The sequence below is a fragment of the uncultured Arenimonas sp. genome (genome assembly GCF_963976025.1).
Classification (GTDB): domain Bacteria; phylum Pseudomonadota; class Gammaproteobacteria; order Xanthomonadales; family Xanthomonadaceae; genus Arenimonas.
The window spans coordinates 1-14,397 of sequence record NZ_CAXBJS010000065.1; the positions used below are offsets into that span (position 1 = coordinate 1).

Annotated in this window: 10 protein-coding genes, 1 tRNA gene and 1 pseudogene; 5 read left to right on the forward strand and 7 right to left on the reverse strand. The window is 65.2% G+C overall.

The features are described 5' to 3' along the window. Positions 1 to 859: HisS family protein (locus AACZ35_RS06970; protein ID WP_339827552.1), on the reverse strand; the 859-nt coding region annotated here is incomplete at its 3' end. A 131-nt stretch (positions 860 to 990) separates the two neighbouring features. Between AACZ35_RS06970 and AACZ35_RS06975 the strand changes: the two genes are divergently transcribed. From AACZ35_RS06975 to AACZ35_RS06995, 5 genes are all read left to right on the forward strand, one after another. Beyond that, positions 991 to 1,067, forward strand: a tRNA-Pro gene (locus AACZ35_RS06975). A gap of 99 nt (positions 1,068 to 1,166) precedes the next feature. Continuing rightward, positions 1,167 to 3,878: a DUF2339 domain-containing protein gene (locus AACZ35_RS06980; RefSeq protein WP_339827554.1), complete on the forward strand. Its 2,712-nt coding sequence runs from the start codon at positions 1,167 to 1,169 to the stop codon at positions 3,876 to 3,878. A 4-nt stretch (positions 3,879 to 3,882) separates the two neighbouring features. Next, positions 3,883 to 5,223, forward strand: coding sequence for a DUF3999 family protein (locus AACZ35_RS06985; protein WP_339827556.1), 1,341 nt, complete (start codon positions 3,883 to 3,885; stop codon positions 5,221 to 5,223). Between the two features lie 324 nt (positions 5,224 to 5,547). Continuing rightward, complete coding sequence (locus tag AACZ35_RS06990; RefSeq protein WP_339827558.1) at positions 5,548 to 7,269, forward strand: AAA family ATPase; 1,722 nt, start codon at positions 5,548 to 5,550, stop codon at positions 7,267 to 7,269. 621 nt (positions 7,270 to 7,890) lie between these two features. After that, positions 7,891 to 8,607, forward strand: coding sequence for a hypothetical protein (locus AACZ35_RS06995; RefSeq protein WP_339827561.1), 717 nt, complete (start codon positions 7,891 to 7,893; stop codon positions 8,605 to 8,607). Positions 8,608 to 8,777: 170 nt separating this feature from the next. On the opposite strand, the gene argH is transcribed toward AACZ35_RS06995, so the two are convergent. The 6 genes and pseudogenes from argH to AACZ35_RS07025 all read right to left on the reverse strand — a co-directional run. Beyond that, on the reverse strand, positions 8,778 to 10,076 hold the full coding sequence (gene argH, locus AACZ35_RS07000; RefSeq protein WP_339827563.1) for an argininosuccinate lyase: 1,299 nt from the start codon (positions 10,074 to 10,076) through the stop codon (positions 8,778 to 8,780). Further along, the gene (gene argC / locus AACZ35_RS07005) at positions 10,073 to 11,023 is read right to left on the reverse strand and encodes an N-acetyl-gamma-glutamyl-phosphate reductase (RefSeq protein ID WP_339827565.1); all 951 of its coding nucleotides are present in this window, start codon (positions 11,021 to 11,023) and stop codon (positions 10,073 to 10,075) included. Before argC ends, argH begins: the two co-directional genes overlap by 4 nt. Continuing rightward, positions 11,020 to 11,625, reverse strand: a complete 606-nt coding sequence (locus tag AACZ35_RS07010; protein ID WP_339827568.1) for a GNAT family N-acetyltransferase — start codon at positions 11,623 to 11,625, stop codon at positions 11,020 to 11,022. Before AACZ35_RS07010 ends, argC begins: the two co-directional genes overlap by 4 nt. A gap of 1 nt (position 11,626) precedes the next feature. Next, on the reverse strand, positions 11,627 to 12,925 hold the full coding sequence (locus tag AACZ35_RS07015) for an acetylglutamate kinase (protein ID WP_339827574.1): 1,299 nt from the start codon (positions 12,923 to 12,925) through the stop codon (positions 11,627 to 11,629). 5 nt (positions 12,926 to 12,930) lie between these two features. Beyond that, positions 12,931 to 14,022, reverse strand: a complete 1,092-nt coding sequence (locus AACZ35_RS07020; RefSeq protein ID WP_339827571.1) for an acetylornithine deacetylase — start codon at positions 14,020 to 14,022, stop codon at positions 12,931 to 12,933. Between the two features lie 2 nt (positions 14,023 to 14,024). Next, positions 14,025 to 14,397 (reverse strand): annotated as a pseudogene (locus AACZ35_RS07025) (argininosuccinate synthase); the annotation flags it as partial.

A 14,397-nucleotide genomic window follows, 5' to 3' on the forward strand; every position in this document is an offset into this window, starting at 1 on the left:
CGCGGGCGATGGAGAAGTTCACCGCGTAGTCGGTTTCCGGCACGCCCTGGGCTTTGAGCAGCTCGATGACCTCGCGCAGCTCGGCCACGCCTTCGGCCAGGGTGGCATTGCCGGTGCCCAGCGCGTCCAGGCGCGCCAGGGCATCGGCGTGCGAGGTGGAACGCACCTGCACGAAGGCCATGATCTGGTCGGCGACCTCGTCGGCCAGCCCGAAATCCGGGCCGGTCAGCGTGGCGCGCACGGCGTCGGCGCCGCGCTTGTCGAGTTTGTCGATCTCGCGCAGCACCAGCGCCTGGCGTTCGCCCTCGGCAATGCCCAGGCCTTCGAAGAAGCCGCGCAGCAGCTTGCGGTTGTTCAGCTGGATGGTGAAATCGCCCACGCCCAGCTCGGCGAACACCGCGTGGATGACGGCGGGCATCTCGGCGTCATGGCGCACGCTGAGCGTGTCCTTGCCGATCACGTCGATGTCGCACTGGTAGAACTCGCGGAAGCGGCCGCGCTGGGCACGCTCGCCCCGGTACACGCGCTGGATCTGGTAGCGCCGGAACGGGAAGGCCAGGTCGTGTTCGTGCTGGGCCACGTAGCGGGCCAGCGGCACGGTGAGGTCGAAGCGCAGGGCCAGTTCGGGCTGGCCGCCTTGTTCAAGGGCGCCGGTGGACTGCACGAAATACACCTGCCGCTCGGTTTCGCCGCCGGTTTTGGTCAGCAGCACTTCGGACAGCTCGAAAACCGGCGTTTCCACCGGCAGGAAGCCGAAGCGTTCATAGTTGCGGCGGATGACGTCCAGCATGCGCTGGAAGGCAATCTGGTCACGGGGCAGCAGCTCCATGACCCCGGGCGTGGTGCGGGGCTTGATCAAGGCAGGCAACTCCAGGGCGAACCTGCGCATTCTAGCGGCTGCGGCCGTCCGGGCGCGTCCCCGCAGCCCCCGCCGTCACGCCGGGCTTGCCGAATCCGGCCCGAGTCCCTAGAATTGCCGGCTCGATCCCTCGGGGTGTAGCTCAGCCTGGTAGAGCGCTACGTTCGGGACGTAGAAGTCGCAGGTTCAAATCCTGTCTCCCCGACCAAATCGAAACCAAAGGGCTGCCTCCGGGCGGCCCTTCTGCTTTTCCGCCTCCCTTCACGGCTCCGCTACACTCCCCCCACCAACACCGTCGGGGAAGCGGATGAGCTGGATCCTGGGTTTCGTGGGTGCGCTGCTGGGCGCACTGATTGCTGACGAGAGCCGGATGTTCTTCGGTTTCCTGGCCGGTGCCGGGCTCGGGGTGCTTTCCGGCAGCCTGCTGCTGCTGCGCCGCCGGGTGGGCCAGCTGGAACAGCAGGTGATGGCCCTGCGCGGCCAGGCCGCTTCGGCAGCGGCCCAGGCCCGGCCCGCGCCGGCGCCCATGCCCGAGGCCGACACGGGCGCGCCCGGCCTGCGGCCCGAAGTGGACGCCCCGGCCCCGGCGCCGGCCCAGGCACCACAACCACCCCCGATTCCCGCGCAACCCGAAGCGGTTCAGTCCGGGCCCACCCTCCCCCGCCCCGTGGCCGCCGCCGCGCCCGCGCCGCGCATCGAAGCGCCGGCGCCGCCTGCCGAACCGGCCGAACCCGACCCGATCACCCGCGCCGTGCTGGCCGCCAAGGCCTGGCTGTTCGAAGGCAACGTGCCGGTGAAGCTGGGCGTGCTTGTGCTGATGTTCGGCGTCGCCGCCGGCATCAAGTACGCCGCTGACGCCGGCTGGCTGGTGGTACCGATCGAACTGCGCCTGGCCGGCATCGCCGCCGCCGCCATCGCCCTGCTCATCTGGGGCCTGCGCAACGCCGCCGAACGCCCGGCCTTCGGGCTGAGCCTGCAGGGCGGCGCCATCGGCATCCTGCTGCTGGTGGTCTTCGCGGCCTTCCGCAACTACGAGGTGCTGGGCGCCATGCCGGCCTTCGTGCTGGTGGTGATCCTGGTGGCCGGCGCCAGCGTGCTGGCGGTGAAACAGGACGCGCCGGCCCTGGCCGTGCTCGGTTTCATCGGCGGCTATCTGGCACCGGTGCTGCTTTCAACCGGCAGCGGCAACCACGTCGCGCTGTTCAGTTATTACGCGGTGCTCAACGCCGCCGTGTTCGCCATCGCCTGGAAGAAGCCGTGGCGGGCGCTGAACCTGGTGGGCTTCGTCTTCACCTTCGCCATCGGCGGCGTCTGGGGCGCGAAGTATTACCGGCCGGAGCTGTTCGCCACCGTCGAACCCTTCCTGGTGCTGTTCTTCCTGTTCTACGTCGCCATCCCGGTGCTGTACGCGCTGGCCGGGCGCCAGAAGAACGGCAAGGTGGACGGCACGCTGCTCTTCGGCACGCCGCTGCTGGCCTTCCCGATGCAGGTGGGCCTGCTGGAAGGCGACCGCTTCGGCCTGGCCACCAGCGCCGTGGTGGTTGCCGCGATCTTCGCCGGCCTGGCGGTGTGGGCCACGCGCAACGCGCGCCTGCGCGACCTCGCGCAAAGCGCTGCCGGCATGGGCGTGGTGTTCGCCACGCTCGCCATCCCCTTGGCCCTCGATGCGCGCTGGACCTCCGCGGCCTGGGCGCTTCAGGGCCTGGGCATGGTCTGGCTGGGCCTGCGCCAGGGCCGTCGCCTGACCCGGTGGAGCGGCCTGGTGCTGCTGGTGCTGGCCGGCGGCGCCTGGGTCGTGAGTCTGTTCGACTGGAACCTCGGCCGCGAAGACCGCTTCCTGATCAACGGCCACGCCATGAACCTGGGGCTGCTGGCCTTCACCTGGCTGGCGGCGTCCTTCCTGTACATGCGGACCGGCGCGAGCCGCGCGCTGCAGATCATCCTGTTCCTGGTCGGCCTGGGCTGGTGGGCGCTGCTGGGCGTGCGCGAGATCGAGGTGAACCTGTCGCCGCGTTTCGACGCGCTGTATTACGCCGGCTTCTGCCTGCTGACCGCAGCGCTGGCCGCCGCGCTGCGCAAGCCGCTGGTCTGGCCGCGCCTGTCGTGGCCGGTGGCGGCGTCGGTGATGCTGCTGCTGCCGCTGTCGCTGGCCTCGCAGGACCACTGGGACACGACGATGTTCGACTGGCCGCTGCTGCTGTGGTGGCCGCTGCTGGCCGGCGCGCTGTACACGCTGCGGGCGCTGCGCACGCCGCGTTCGCTGGGCCTGATGTTCGCCCACCTGAGCTGGCTGAGCACGGTGGCGCTGGCCGGCGGCATCACCCTGCTGCGGGTACTGGCCGACCGCGCCGACCTGGCCGACGGCTGGCTGCTGCCGGCGGTGCTGGCGCCGCTGGCGGTGCTGTTCGTACTGACTTGGAAGCGCCCGGCCATTGGCGCCTGGCCGGTGGCCGACCAGTTCCCGCGCTGGCGCGTGGCCTGGTTGGCGATGGCTGGCCTTGGCCTCGGCCTGGGCTGGCTGTTCGGCAATTTCCTGCCAGGCGACAGCAACCCGCTGCCGTGGCTGCCGCTGCTCAACCCGCTGGAGCTGTGGCTGGTGCTGGGCCTGCTGGTGGCCGCGATGTGGCTGCGCAACCACAGCGACCCGCACCGCCTGGGCTGGCTGGCCTGGGCCGGCGCCGCGCTGTTCCTGCTTTCAATGAGCGTGCTGCGTGCCTGCCACCAGCTGGGCGGCCTGCCCTGGTCGCCCGACCTGCTGGGCGAAACCGCCGCGCAGGCCAGCCTCACCATTGCCTGGGGCCTGGCGGGTGTTACCGCCTGGGTGATGGGCTCGCGCCGCGGCGACCGCGCGCTGTGGTGGTTCGGCGCCGCGCTGCTGGGCGTGGTGCTGCTGAAGCTGCTGTTCGTCGACCGCCACTTCGTTGGCAACGTCGCCGGCATTGTTTCCTTCGTGGTCGTGGGCCTGCTGCTGATCGTGGTCGGTCGCATCGCCCCCACCCCACCCCGTCGTTCGGAGTAAGCGCATGCGTTCTTCTTTCCTGATAGCTGCCGCCCTGGCTACCGTGCTGGCCGGCCCCGCCCGGGCGGCCTCGCCCCAGGATTACGCCTGGCAGTGGCCGATAAAGACTGAAGGCGACGGCGCCGCGCACGTGCTGGAGCTCGACGCCGAGGTGCTGCAGTACGTCACCCGCGGCGACCTGCGCGACCTGGCCGTATTCAACGCCAACGGCGAACCCGTGCCGTTCGCGCCCTGGCCGCCCAAGGCCCGGGACGAGGAAGAGTTCGATGCAATTCCGTGGCTTCGCGTGCCCCTGCCCGCCCCCGGCCAGCCCGACAGCCTGGCCCTGCGCCTGGAACGCGACGCCAACGGCACGCTGCGCGGCCTGGACCTGCGCACCACCGACGACTCGCCGCCTCCCGAAGAACGCCACGACCTGCTGCTCGACCGCGGCGAAGACCCGCCGTCGATTTCCGTGCTGCACGTCGAACTGGCAGAAACCGCCGAACTGCCGGTGAACCTGCGCGTGCGCATCAGCGCCTCGGACGACCTGGCCGACTGGCAGCGTATCGGCAGCGGCCTGCCGCTGGTGGCCCTGGACGACAACGGCCTGCGCATCGAACGCCTGCAGCTCGAATTCCCGCCCACGCAGGCGCGCTACCTGCGCCTGGCCATCGAAGGCGACGGCAATTGGCCGATGCTGGCCGCGCTCAAGGGCGAACGCCGCGTGGATGCCGGCGATGGCCGCGAGTGGAAGGTGCTTGAACTCACCGGCACCGCCTACAGCGCCCAGCCCGGCGTCTACGACTTCAGCACCCCGGGCCCGATTGCCGTCGAGCGCGTGGACCTGACCCTGGCCGACGCCAACTCCGTGGCCGCCGCCCAGATCGGCGCCAAGAACCCCGGCGAAGACTGGTGGCGCCCGGTCGCCAACTTCGCCGCCTTCCGCCTGGGCAGCGGCAAGGACGAAGTCCGCCACATCCCGCCGGGCATCGAGCCGCGCCGCGACCGCGAATGGCGCCTCACCACCCAGCCCGCGCTCAACAAGGCCCCGAAGCTGCTTTTGAGCTACCGCCCCGAACGCTTCGTACTGCTCGCCCAGGGCCCGGCCCCCTACACCCTGGCCGCCGGCAGCGTGCGCGCCGAGCGCGAGGACTACCCGGTGAAGGCCGCGCTGGAAGCCACCAGCACCCCGCCCTCTCCCGCGACCCTGGGCATGAGGATGGAAGCCGCCGGCGAGCAGGCACTGACGCCGAAGCGCGGCGAGGATTGGCAGAAGTGGTTGTTGTGGGCGGTGTTGGGTGTCGGCGCAGCTTTGGTGCTGGCCGTGTCGCTGAAGGTATTGCGGCACACCGAGGCAAGGTAGCCGACCGAATTTCAGTCAACCTCTTGTAGAACTTCTCTTGGATTTCGTGCCCCCACCAGCAGGACGAGCAGCGCCTAACGCAACGAAGTTCCAGCCAACTGGCGGTAACTCGCGCAGGCAATCTGAAATACCTACGCTGAATCCTGACCCGAAAAGCGCTAGGCCGCCAAACTGTGAAACAAATCTTGCTTGATTCCTCCGACACAAGATTGCGGACCTGAAACTGAGTTCTAATCGAAAAGCAAATCTGCAATAGACGCAACCCAGCGCTCGTCTAGAGCCCAAATCAAACGTACGACCAGCCCATTTCTTGGAGCCCCATCGATGTCCCAAGATCCTTCCGAGTCACCCGTTCGGGTTTGGATTTCGTCCATCACGTTTAGTGACGGAACCAGAATTGCGCTGACAGCCAATGACATCACTGTAATTGTAGGGCCAAACAACTCCGGAAAGAGCGCAACCCTACGTGGAATTAGCAGTAAGTTTGAGAATAGAACCCACCGAAGCCCGGTGGTTACTGACTTGGAATTTGAAAAGAAGGGCGATCCGGGGGAGTTTGAAGAGTGGATTCGCAGCTGGGCCATAAGGAGCGTCGATGGAAGCCAAGAGAACCCGATATTTCAGTCCATGGGCCATCAGGTCCGGCGAAACGTGGCCATTAACGGGTGGATCAGCTTAGATAGCGGGAGTGCAAACAATCCATTATCAAGGTGGTTCCTCCTGCTACTGGGAGGAGAGCAAAGGCTTACGACAGCCAATCCAGCTCAAGCTATCCGACTCACATCGGAAAATCCGACCCACCCGATCCACTATCTTGCACGAAACGACGAACTGGAGCTCCAGCTTAGCGCGTCGTTCAAGAGCGCCTTCGGGACCGATCTAGTTGTACATCGAAACGCGGGGAACGAAGTTCCACTGTATGTGGGCGAGCGGCCGGTTCCCGCCAAGGATGAGGATCGCGTAAGCCTCCCCTTTCTGGAGCGACTGGAAAAACTGCCAAAGCTTCATGAGCAGGGCGACGGAATGAGGAGCTTTGCTAGCGTCCTACTAGCCACATCTGTCGGAAAGGAAACGATCGTTCTAATCGATGAGCCTGAGGCATTTTTGCACCCACCCCAGGCAAAGCTACTCGGTCAGAACGTTATTGCGGCCGCCAATGGTAGAAGGCAGATATTCATCGCAACTCATAGTAGCGATGTATTAAAGGGGGTGCTATCGCAAAACAATGGCAACGTGCGCGTCCTGCGCATCGAACGACACGGCCAAGCCAATCGGGTGAGGCTATTGAGCAACTCGGACATTAATGAGCTTTGGAGCGACTCACTGTTCAGACATAGCAACATCCTTGATGGACTTTTTCATGAACGCGTAATCGTCTGCGAATCCGACTCCGATTGCAGCTTCTACTCAGCCATCGCCAATGTTGTGTCTGGGCAGGAGAAGAAACAGCCGGACCTCCACTTCGTGCATTGCGGCGGCAAGGCCCGAATTGCGCTTGTCGCCCGAGCACTCGTAAAGGTTGGTGTTCCTGTAAGAGTGGTCTGTGACTTTGACGTCTTGTCCGAAGAGCAACCTTTGCGGAACATTTCGGAGGCGCTAGGCTGCCCATGGGAGGAAATCCAACGCGACTGGAAGATAGTCAAGTCAGCTATAGACGCCAAGAGACCCGACCGAACCGTTGCCGAGGTCAAAGCAGAAATTGACGATATCTTCTCATCAGAAACCTCAGATACTTTCTCCAAGGCCGCCAAGGCGCGCATAGCAAATGTGCTCAAGCTGACTACAGCGTGGGCAAACGCCAAATCGCTGGGTAAAGCCTACGTACCCCCAGGAGATGCCTCACAGGCGGTTCATCGCCTACTATCCAAGCTCAAAAGCCACGGAGTACATGTCGTGGACGTCGGCGAACTGGAAGGATTTCTGAGGACAGTCCCAGATCACGGCCCGAAATGGGTGGCAGAAGTCGTGCAAAGAGACTTAGCAACTGACCCGGATCTTGAAGGCGCTCGTAGATTTGTCCATGAGATTATTGAGTCCGAGGACTGACTTCTCTCAATGTCACGACTCTTTGCGAGAAATCCGCGTGGGCCGCGCACAAAAGGATGAAGTCATGGATACTCGCTGGCACAAGCTGCTATCTCACTGGATTGATGTCGAACTTCGACACTCGCTGTCGTTTCCTTTTCTACTGGGGGCGCTACGAGAACCAGTTGGCTTTTATTCCGAGCACGAAGACACATCTCGCGGGGAGCCGAGTCAACTCCTTAAAGCCATCTGGGCATTCGAAGCAGATGAGTACATTTTTCACGTTTACCGATGCCACAATCTCGACAAACTTGTGCTGACTCGAGTTTGTGGCAGCCCTCCACCCCCCCCGGGGCGGCCTTGGTTCTCCCTAGCCGCAGTGCGAACCAAATATTGTTCGCATCTGATGTTCCTTTCGCGGGAGCAGGCTTGGAGCTGGAAGCTTTGGGAGATGAAATATGGCTAGAGTGCCGCGATGCAGTACTAAACGGAAGCTTCTCCTGCAAAGGCACAACTTTTCAAGCGTATACGCCCGAAGATATTGGCATCATCACTCGCGCCCTTGTGTGATCCCAAGCTAGGACGATTCAAACGTTCCGGCTGAGATCCTACGCGTGATGTAACTCAGGATTCGGAAACTGAATGAAGCCTTCACTAGAAGACAGAGTCCTGGCATTTCTTGATCAACTACCTAGATCAACGAAGATCAATCTGGGGCGGCCAGAAGTGAAGCCTGGCGAGAAACAAGCTGACTACCTGTTGGATGAAGGGAGGGTAGTGGTCGAAGTTAAGACGCTTAAGCAAACTCAGCGCTGGAGGGGCGAAGCTGTACTTGATGAGTACCTCACTTACACTGGCAGCAAGATTTTTGGATCACTTCCACTGTCACGCATAGCCATGAGCAGTGAGCACTTAGCTGCTCTCGAGAAGTCAATTTCTTCGAGAATGACGCGTGGAATTGAGAAGGTATGCAGAAGTGCCAACCATCAAATCGGTGACGAATTAGGTAGACTTCCTCACCTTGCTACCGGCACCCTGATACTCATTAATGAGAATGTCCCTGACTTACACCCTCGCCTAGTCGCTGATCGCGTTGTTGAGTTCACTCTCTCGAAACGAACAAACATCCACTACTGCCTGCTGATCTTTGAGTCGCATCTAGTGAAGGTCCGCAACCGGTCTGTGCCCTATCCGCTACTCCTGGACCTTACTTATTCGGCGAGACAGAGAAGGGCAGGAAGATTCCTAAGAGTCATAAAGGAGAAGTGGGCCATGGAAAATGGATTGCCTTCCGGACTCCCAGACCCTGAGCCGATTGAACTCGACTATCAACCAGGCTCGCTCACGCTAGGTCGTTGACTTCAAGCCAGCGCAGCCTACTAGCAAGTGACTCCCTCGCCGTCCCTAGAAGCCAGTTGCTGAGCCTCGCAGAAGGTCCGAAGCCGGGTCACGAGTGTAAGGGCCAGCTCTGCATTGACCGCAGAATCAACCTGATTTGGGCGAACCCAGGGAAGGACGATTGCTGCGGTTCAGTTCGGAAGTTTGAGCGATCCGAGCCGTCGAGTTAGAACTTCCATGTTCCATGCCCCTGCCCCACCCGGCGACACCCGCGCATCCAGGCTCGCCTGCGCATCCGCCCCGGCCTTCGGCAGCGGCTCAGCGGCCGCCTGCTTGTAAGCCTCACGAAACGGCAGTCCAGCTACGGCCAACTCAACCGCCTTGTCGGTCGCATACATGCCGTCGTCGAAAGCACCGGCCAGCCGGTCGGCCTTCCATTCCATGCCACGCAGCAGGTTCGGCAGCAGCGCCATGGCACCCAGGCCGCGCCCAAAGGCGTGGAACAACGCCCCCTTTGTGAACTGCAGGTCGCGGTGATACCCACTGGGCAGCGACAGTAGCTGCTCGAGCTCAGTCCGGGACGCGGCGATGCTGGCGTATGTAGCCCGCAGCAACTCCACCAGGTCCGGATTCCGCTTGTTCGGCATGATCGAACTGCCGGTGGTGTACTGCGCCGGCAGGCTGACGAAGCCGAACTCGGCGGTGGTGAACAGGCTCAGGTCCCAGGCCAGGCGGCGCAGGTCCAGGGCCGCAGCACCCAGGGCGTCGACGGCGGCGATTTCGAACTTGCCGCGGCTGAGCTGGGCGTAGATGGGGCTCACCTGCATGCGGGCGAAGCCGAGTTCCTGCGTGCTGCCCTCGCGGTCCAGCGGCAGGTTGACGCCGTAGCCGGCGGCGGTGCCCAGGGGATTGGCGTCTATCCAGTCGTGGGCCTGTTTCGCGCGCACGGCGTTGTCGATGAAGGCCTCGGCGAAGCCGGCCCACCACATGGCGGTGGACGACACCACGGCGCGCTGCAGGTGGGTATAGCCGGGCATGGGGATGGTGTCGGCTTCGGCGCGCTGCAGGCAGACTTCGGCGGTTTCGCGGCACAGGGCCTGCAGTTCAAGCAGCTTGCGCTTGAGCCACAGGCGCGTGGCGACCAGCACCTGGTCGTTGCGGCTGCGGCCGGTGTGGATCTTGCGGCCGGTGTCGCCAAGGCGTTCGACCAGGCGCGATTCGATGGCCGAATGGCAGTCTTCGAAGCGGTCATCCAGCACGAACGCGCCGGACTTCAGGTCTTCCGACAGGGCGTCCAGCTCGCGGCAAAGGTCATCACATTCCGAAGAAGTCAGGATGCCGATGCGCGCCAGCCCGCGTGCATGCGCGGCCGAGGCAGTGATGTCGTCCTGGATGAACTCGCGGTCCAGCACCACGTCGTCGCCGGCCAGGAAGGCCTGGATGCGCGGGTCGACTTGCACGCCGGGTTTTTGCCACAGCAGGTCGCTCATGTCGGGATTCCCATGGTTTCGGGCAGGCCGAAGGCCAGGTTGAGGTTTTGCAGGGCCTGGGTGGCGGCGCCCTTGAGCAGGTTGTCCAGCGTCGAGACCACCACCAGCCGCCGGCCGTCGGCCGACAGCGTGAAGCCGCCGACCTCGGCGCCGTGGCGGCCGGCGATCCGGCTGACCCAGGGCGCGTCGTCCACGACGGCCACCAGCGGTTCGTCGGCGTAGGCTTCGCGGTAGCGCTGCTGCACCTCGTCAATACCGAAGGCACGCTGCAGGTGCAGGTTGGCGGTCATCGTGATGCCGCGGAAATGTGGCGCCACGTGCGGCATGAACTCCACCGCGTGCCCCAGCTGGCGGGTCACTTCGCGTTCGTGGATGTGGTTCACAAGTGCATAGGGCATCAGGTTGTCGCGCAGCTTTTCCGGATCGTTCTTGTCCGAAGGGCTGGTGCCGGCGCCGGAATAGCCCGACACGCCGAAACACTGCACCGGCCCGGCCAGCACGTCACGCATCGGCGCCACGGCCAGCTGCATAGCGGTGGCGTAGCAGCCCGGGTTGCTGATGCGGCGGGCGCAGCCGGCGTGGTGGCGGGTGAGTTCGGGCAGGCCGTAGTGCCAGCTGTCGTCGAAGCGGAAATCGGCCGAAAGATCCACCACCACCGTGTCCTTGCCGGCCGCGTCCAGGGCCGCGGTGAAACCGGCAGCCATGCCGTTGGGCAGGGCCAGCACCAGGGCATCGACGCCCTGCCCGGCCACGGCATCGGGACCCAGGTTGCTGTAACGCAGGTCGCCGGTGTAGGCGGCTTCGTGTTCGGCCAGGCGCTGGCCGTCGCGTTCGCGCGATGACACGAAGGCCAGCTCGAAGCGCGGATGCGCGGCCACCAGCCTGATCAGCTCGGCGCCGACGTAACCGCGGGCGCCGACCAGGCCCAGGGAAAAACGCTCGCTCACGCCCTGCCCCCGTGTTCGAGCTTGAAGTCCAGGCCGCGGCGCACCACCGGCCATTCGGTGTCCAGGATCGAATACACGGCGGTGTCGCGCAGGTGGCCGTCGGGCATGCGCATCTGCCGGCGCAGGACGCCGTCGAAGTGCGCGCCCAGGCGTTCGATCGCCGCGCGCGAACGGTGGTTCATCACGTGGGTGCGCAGTTCGACCACGCTGCAGCCCATGGCGTCGAAGGCGTGGCCCAGCAGCAGGCGCTTGGCCTCGGTGTTCAGGGCGCTGCGCTGCACGCGGGCCGAATACCAGGTGAAGCCGATCTCCAGGCTGGGGATGACCGGTTCCAGGCGGAAGAAACGCGTGCTGCCCACGGGCTCGCCGCTGGCATCGCGCACCAGGAAGGGCATGGCCGTGCCGCCTTCGCGGTCGGCCATGGCGCGGGCCATGTAGGCGCGGATGGTTTCCGGGCCGGGCACCTGGGTGTACCAGAGGTTCCACAGCTCGCCGTCGGCGGCCGCGGCCAGCAAGTCCTCGCCGTGGTGCGGCTGCAGCGGCTCGAGGGTGACGTGGGTGCCCTCGAGGATGGGGGGAATCGTCCAGTGCAGGTTCTGCATGTCAGCCCTTCAGGGTGGCGGGACGCGCCAGGCAATGGTCCACGGCGTAGCGTATCTGGTCCCAGCCCTCCAGGCCGTACCAGAACACGTTCCACTGTTCGCCTTTCAGGCAGCCGTCGGCTTCGTCGAAGTAGAAATCGTTCACCGGGTTGCCGTTGCGGGCGCGCCAGAACAGCTGCGGCGTATCGGCGCGCATTACCTGCCAGGCGGCGCGGCCCAGGCCTTCGCCCTGGGCGTCGTCGCTGACGGCGAACTTGTCCAGGTGCGGCAGGCCGTCTTCGTCGGTAATCAGCAATGCGGCGCGGTAGTGTTCGCTGACGAAGGCCTTGAGCAGCGGAGTCTTTTCGAAATAGTCCGGCGCCAGCTTGCGGCCGAAGCCGCGCTCAACCAGGGCGCGCACGCGCTCGAGGTCCAGTTCGTCCCAGCGTGTGACCTTGCGCACCTGCTCGCCGCGGCGCACCAGGGTGCCCGAGCCGCGGTGGGTGAACAGTTCCTTGGCCAGCTGGTCGGGCCGGGTGATCGACACCGAGCTCGACAGCGGCAGCTGCATCAGCAGGTCGTGGATCTGCTGGATCTTCACCCGCATGCCCGAGTGCAGCCAGGGCTGGGCCAGCAGCTCTTCGTATTCGGTGCTCAGGTTGATCGAGTCGATCACGTCGCCGTCGCCGTCGAGCAGGCCGCCGGTGCCGGTGAGGAAGATGATCTTGTAGGGCTGCAGCGCCTTCACCAGATCATTGGCGGCCCAGTCGGCGTTGACGTTGAGGATCTGGCCGCCGGTGGTTTCGCCCAGCGAGGCGATCACCGGGATCGAACCGACCTTGATCGCCGCCTGGATGCCGGCGTCGTCCACGCGCTGCACCTGGCCGACCAGGCCGAACTTCGCCTGGTCGAGGTAATCGCACTCGAACACGCCGGCGGTGATGGACGTGGCGCGCACGCCCTGGGCCTGCAGGGCCTCGACCAGGCGCAGGTTCTCGCGCTGGGCAACGCGCCGCACGATGGCCAACCCTTCGCTGTCGGTGACCCGCAGGCCGTCCACGACCTTCTTGCCGATGCCGGCGGCGGTCATTTCTTCGTCCAGCTGCGGGCCGGCGCCGTGGATGACGATCGGCGTCAGGCCCACCTGCTGCAGGAAGGAAAGCGAGGACACCAGCGCGTCGAGTTCGTCGCGCAGGATGGCGCCGCCCACCTTCACCACGGCGAAACGCGCGGCGTCCACCTGGGAAAAGCGCTTGAGGTACTGCTGGATCTCCTTGGCGCTGGCCATGTTCGACAGCAGCCGGACGATCGTGGTGCGCATCTCGGTCACGCGGTTTGCTCCAGCAGGCGGGTGTAGTTGGCGGCGGCGGTGGCCAGTTGCTCCAGCGTCACCCATTCGTCGGCGGTGTGGGCCTGGGCGATGTCGCCGGGGCCGTAAACAAAGGCGGTAAGGCCGGCGGCGGAGAACAGCGAGGCTTCGGTCCAGAAGTCCACTGCGTTGCCAATTGGCAGGCCGAGTTCGTCGGCGAGGTCGCGGGCGGCCAGGCGCCTTTCTTCGGCGCGGGCGATGTCGCCGGCCGGCAGCGAGGGGCCGCGGAAGGTTTCTTCGTAGTGGGCCAGGGCCTTGGCGTCGGCCAGTTCCCGGAACTGCGCGTGCATGGCGTCCATGTCCATCGACGGCAGCGGCCGGAAGCCGAAGCGAACTTCGGCCGCGGGCGCGATCATGTTGGCCTTGATGCCGCCTTCGACGCGGCCGATGTTGAAGCGCAGGCCGGTCAGCCCGCCAAATCGCGCATGCGACTGCGCCCTGGCGTGGTCCAGGGCCCGGGTGCCCCAGCGCATGGCCTGGTGCACGGCGCTCAGTTCAAAGGCATCGGCGCCCGAGGCGTGGCCGGCCTGGCCCTTGAAGCGCATCAGCACCGAGCTGATACCGCGGTGGGCCAGCACGGCTTCGCACATCGTCGGTTCGGCGATGATCGCCTCCTTGAAGCCATGGTTGCTGGCCAGGAAGGCGGCGATGCAGCGGGCGTCGTTGGCTTCTTCGTCGCTGCTGAACAGGAAGGCGGCGTCGCCCGTCGTGGCATTGGCGGCGGCGACCAGGCCGGCGGCGGCGCCCTTGATGTCGCAGGCACCCAGGCCAATGGCCTTGTCGGCCGTGACCCGCAGGGTGTGCGGGTCGGCGCTCCAGTCCGGCGAGCTGGGCACCGTGTCCAGGTGCACGTTGAACACGCGCGTCGGCTTGCCGCGCACGGCCAGCATGGATACCGCGCCGGCGCCGTGGTCGGTCACCCGCACTTCGAAACCCGGCAGCTGCGCGCGCAGGTAATCGAAGATGCCGCCGGTGCCGATGGCACGCGGCGGGTTGCGGGTGTCGAAGCCGACCAGGGCTTCGAGGTGCTTGAGGACGTCGGGAAGCATGCTCATTTCCGGTTGATTTCAGCCCACAGGGTGCTGGACATGCCGAACAGGCGGATGAAACCTTCGGCCTCCTCCACGCCCCAGTCGGCGGACTGGGCGTAGGTGGCGCCCTTGGCGTGCAGCAGGTGCGGGCTGCGCACGGCGACGGCATCGACCTTGCCGCCCTGGGTTTCCAGCACGACCTCGCCGTTGACGCAGCGCTGGCTGGAGGCCAGGAAGGCTTCCAGGTCCGTCTTCAGTGGGTCGTTGTAGAAACCTTCGTACACCAGCTCCACCCATTTGCGGGCGACGTCGGGCTTGAAGCGGTTCTGGTGCTTGGTCAGCACCGCTTCTTCCAGCGCGCGGTGCGCGGCCAGCAGCGCGGCCAGGCCAGGG

Coding starts and splice junctions, on each gene's coding strand:
- argH (WP_339827563.1), bottom strand. CDS start 10,076: ATGAGCGACCTGCTGTGGCAAAAACCCGGCGTGCAAGTCGACCCGCGC.
- AACZ35_RS06985 (WP_339827556.1), top strand. CDS start 3,883: ATGCGTTCTTCTTTCCTGATAGCTGCCGCCCTGGCTACCGTGCTGGCC.
- AACZ35_RS07015 (WP_339827574.1), bottom strand. CDS start 12,925: ATGCGCACCACGATCGTCCGGCTGCTGTCGAACATGGCCAGCGCCAAG.
- AACZ35_RS07010 (WP_339827568.1), bottom strand. CDS start 11,625: ATGCAGAACCTGCACTGGACGATTCCCCCCATCCTCGAGGGCACCCAC.
- AACZ35_RS07020 (WP_339827571.1), bottom strand. CDS start 14,022: ATGCTTCCCGACGTCCTCAAGCACCTCGAAGCCCTGGTCGGCTTCGAC.
- AACZ35_RS06995 (WP_339827561.1), top strand. CDS start 7,891: ATGAAGCCTTCACTAGAAGACAGAGTCCTGGCATTTCTTGATCAACTA.
- AACZ35_RS06990 (WP_339827558.1), top strand. CDS start 5,548: ATGTCCCAAGATCCTTCCGAGTCACCCGTTCGGGTTTGGATTTCGTCC.
- AACZ35_RS06980 (WP_339827554.1), top strand. CDS start 1,167: ATGAGCTGGATCCTGGGTTTCGTGGGTGCGCTGCTGGGCGCACTGATT.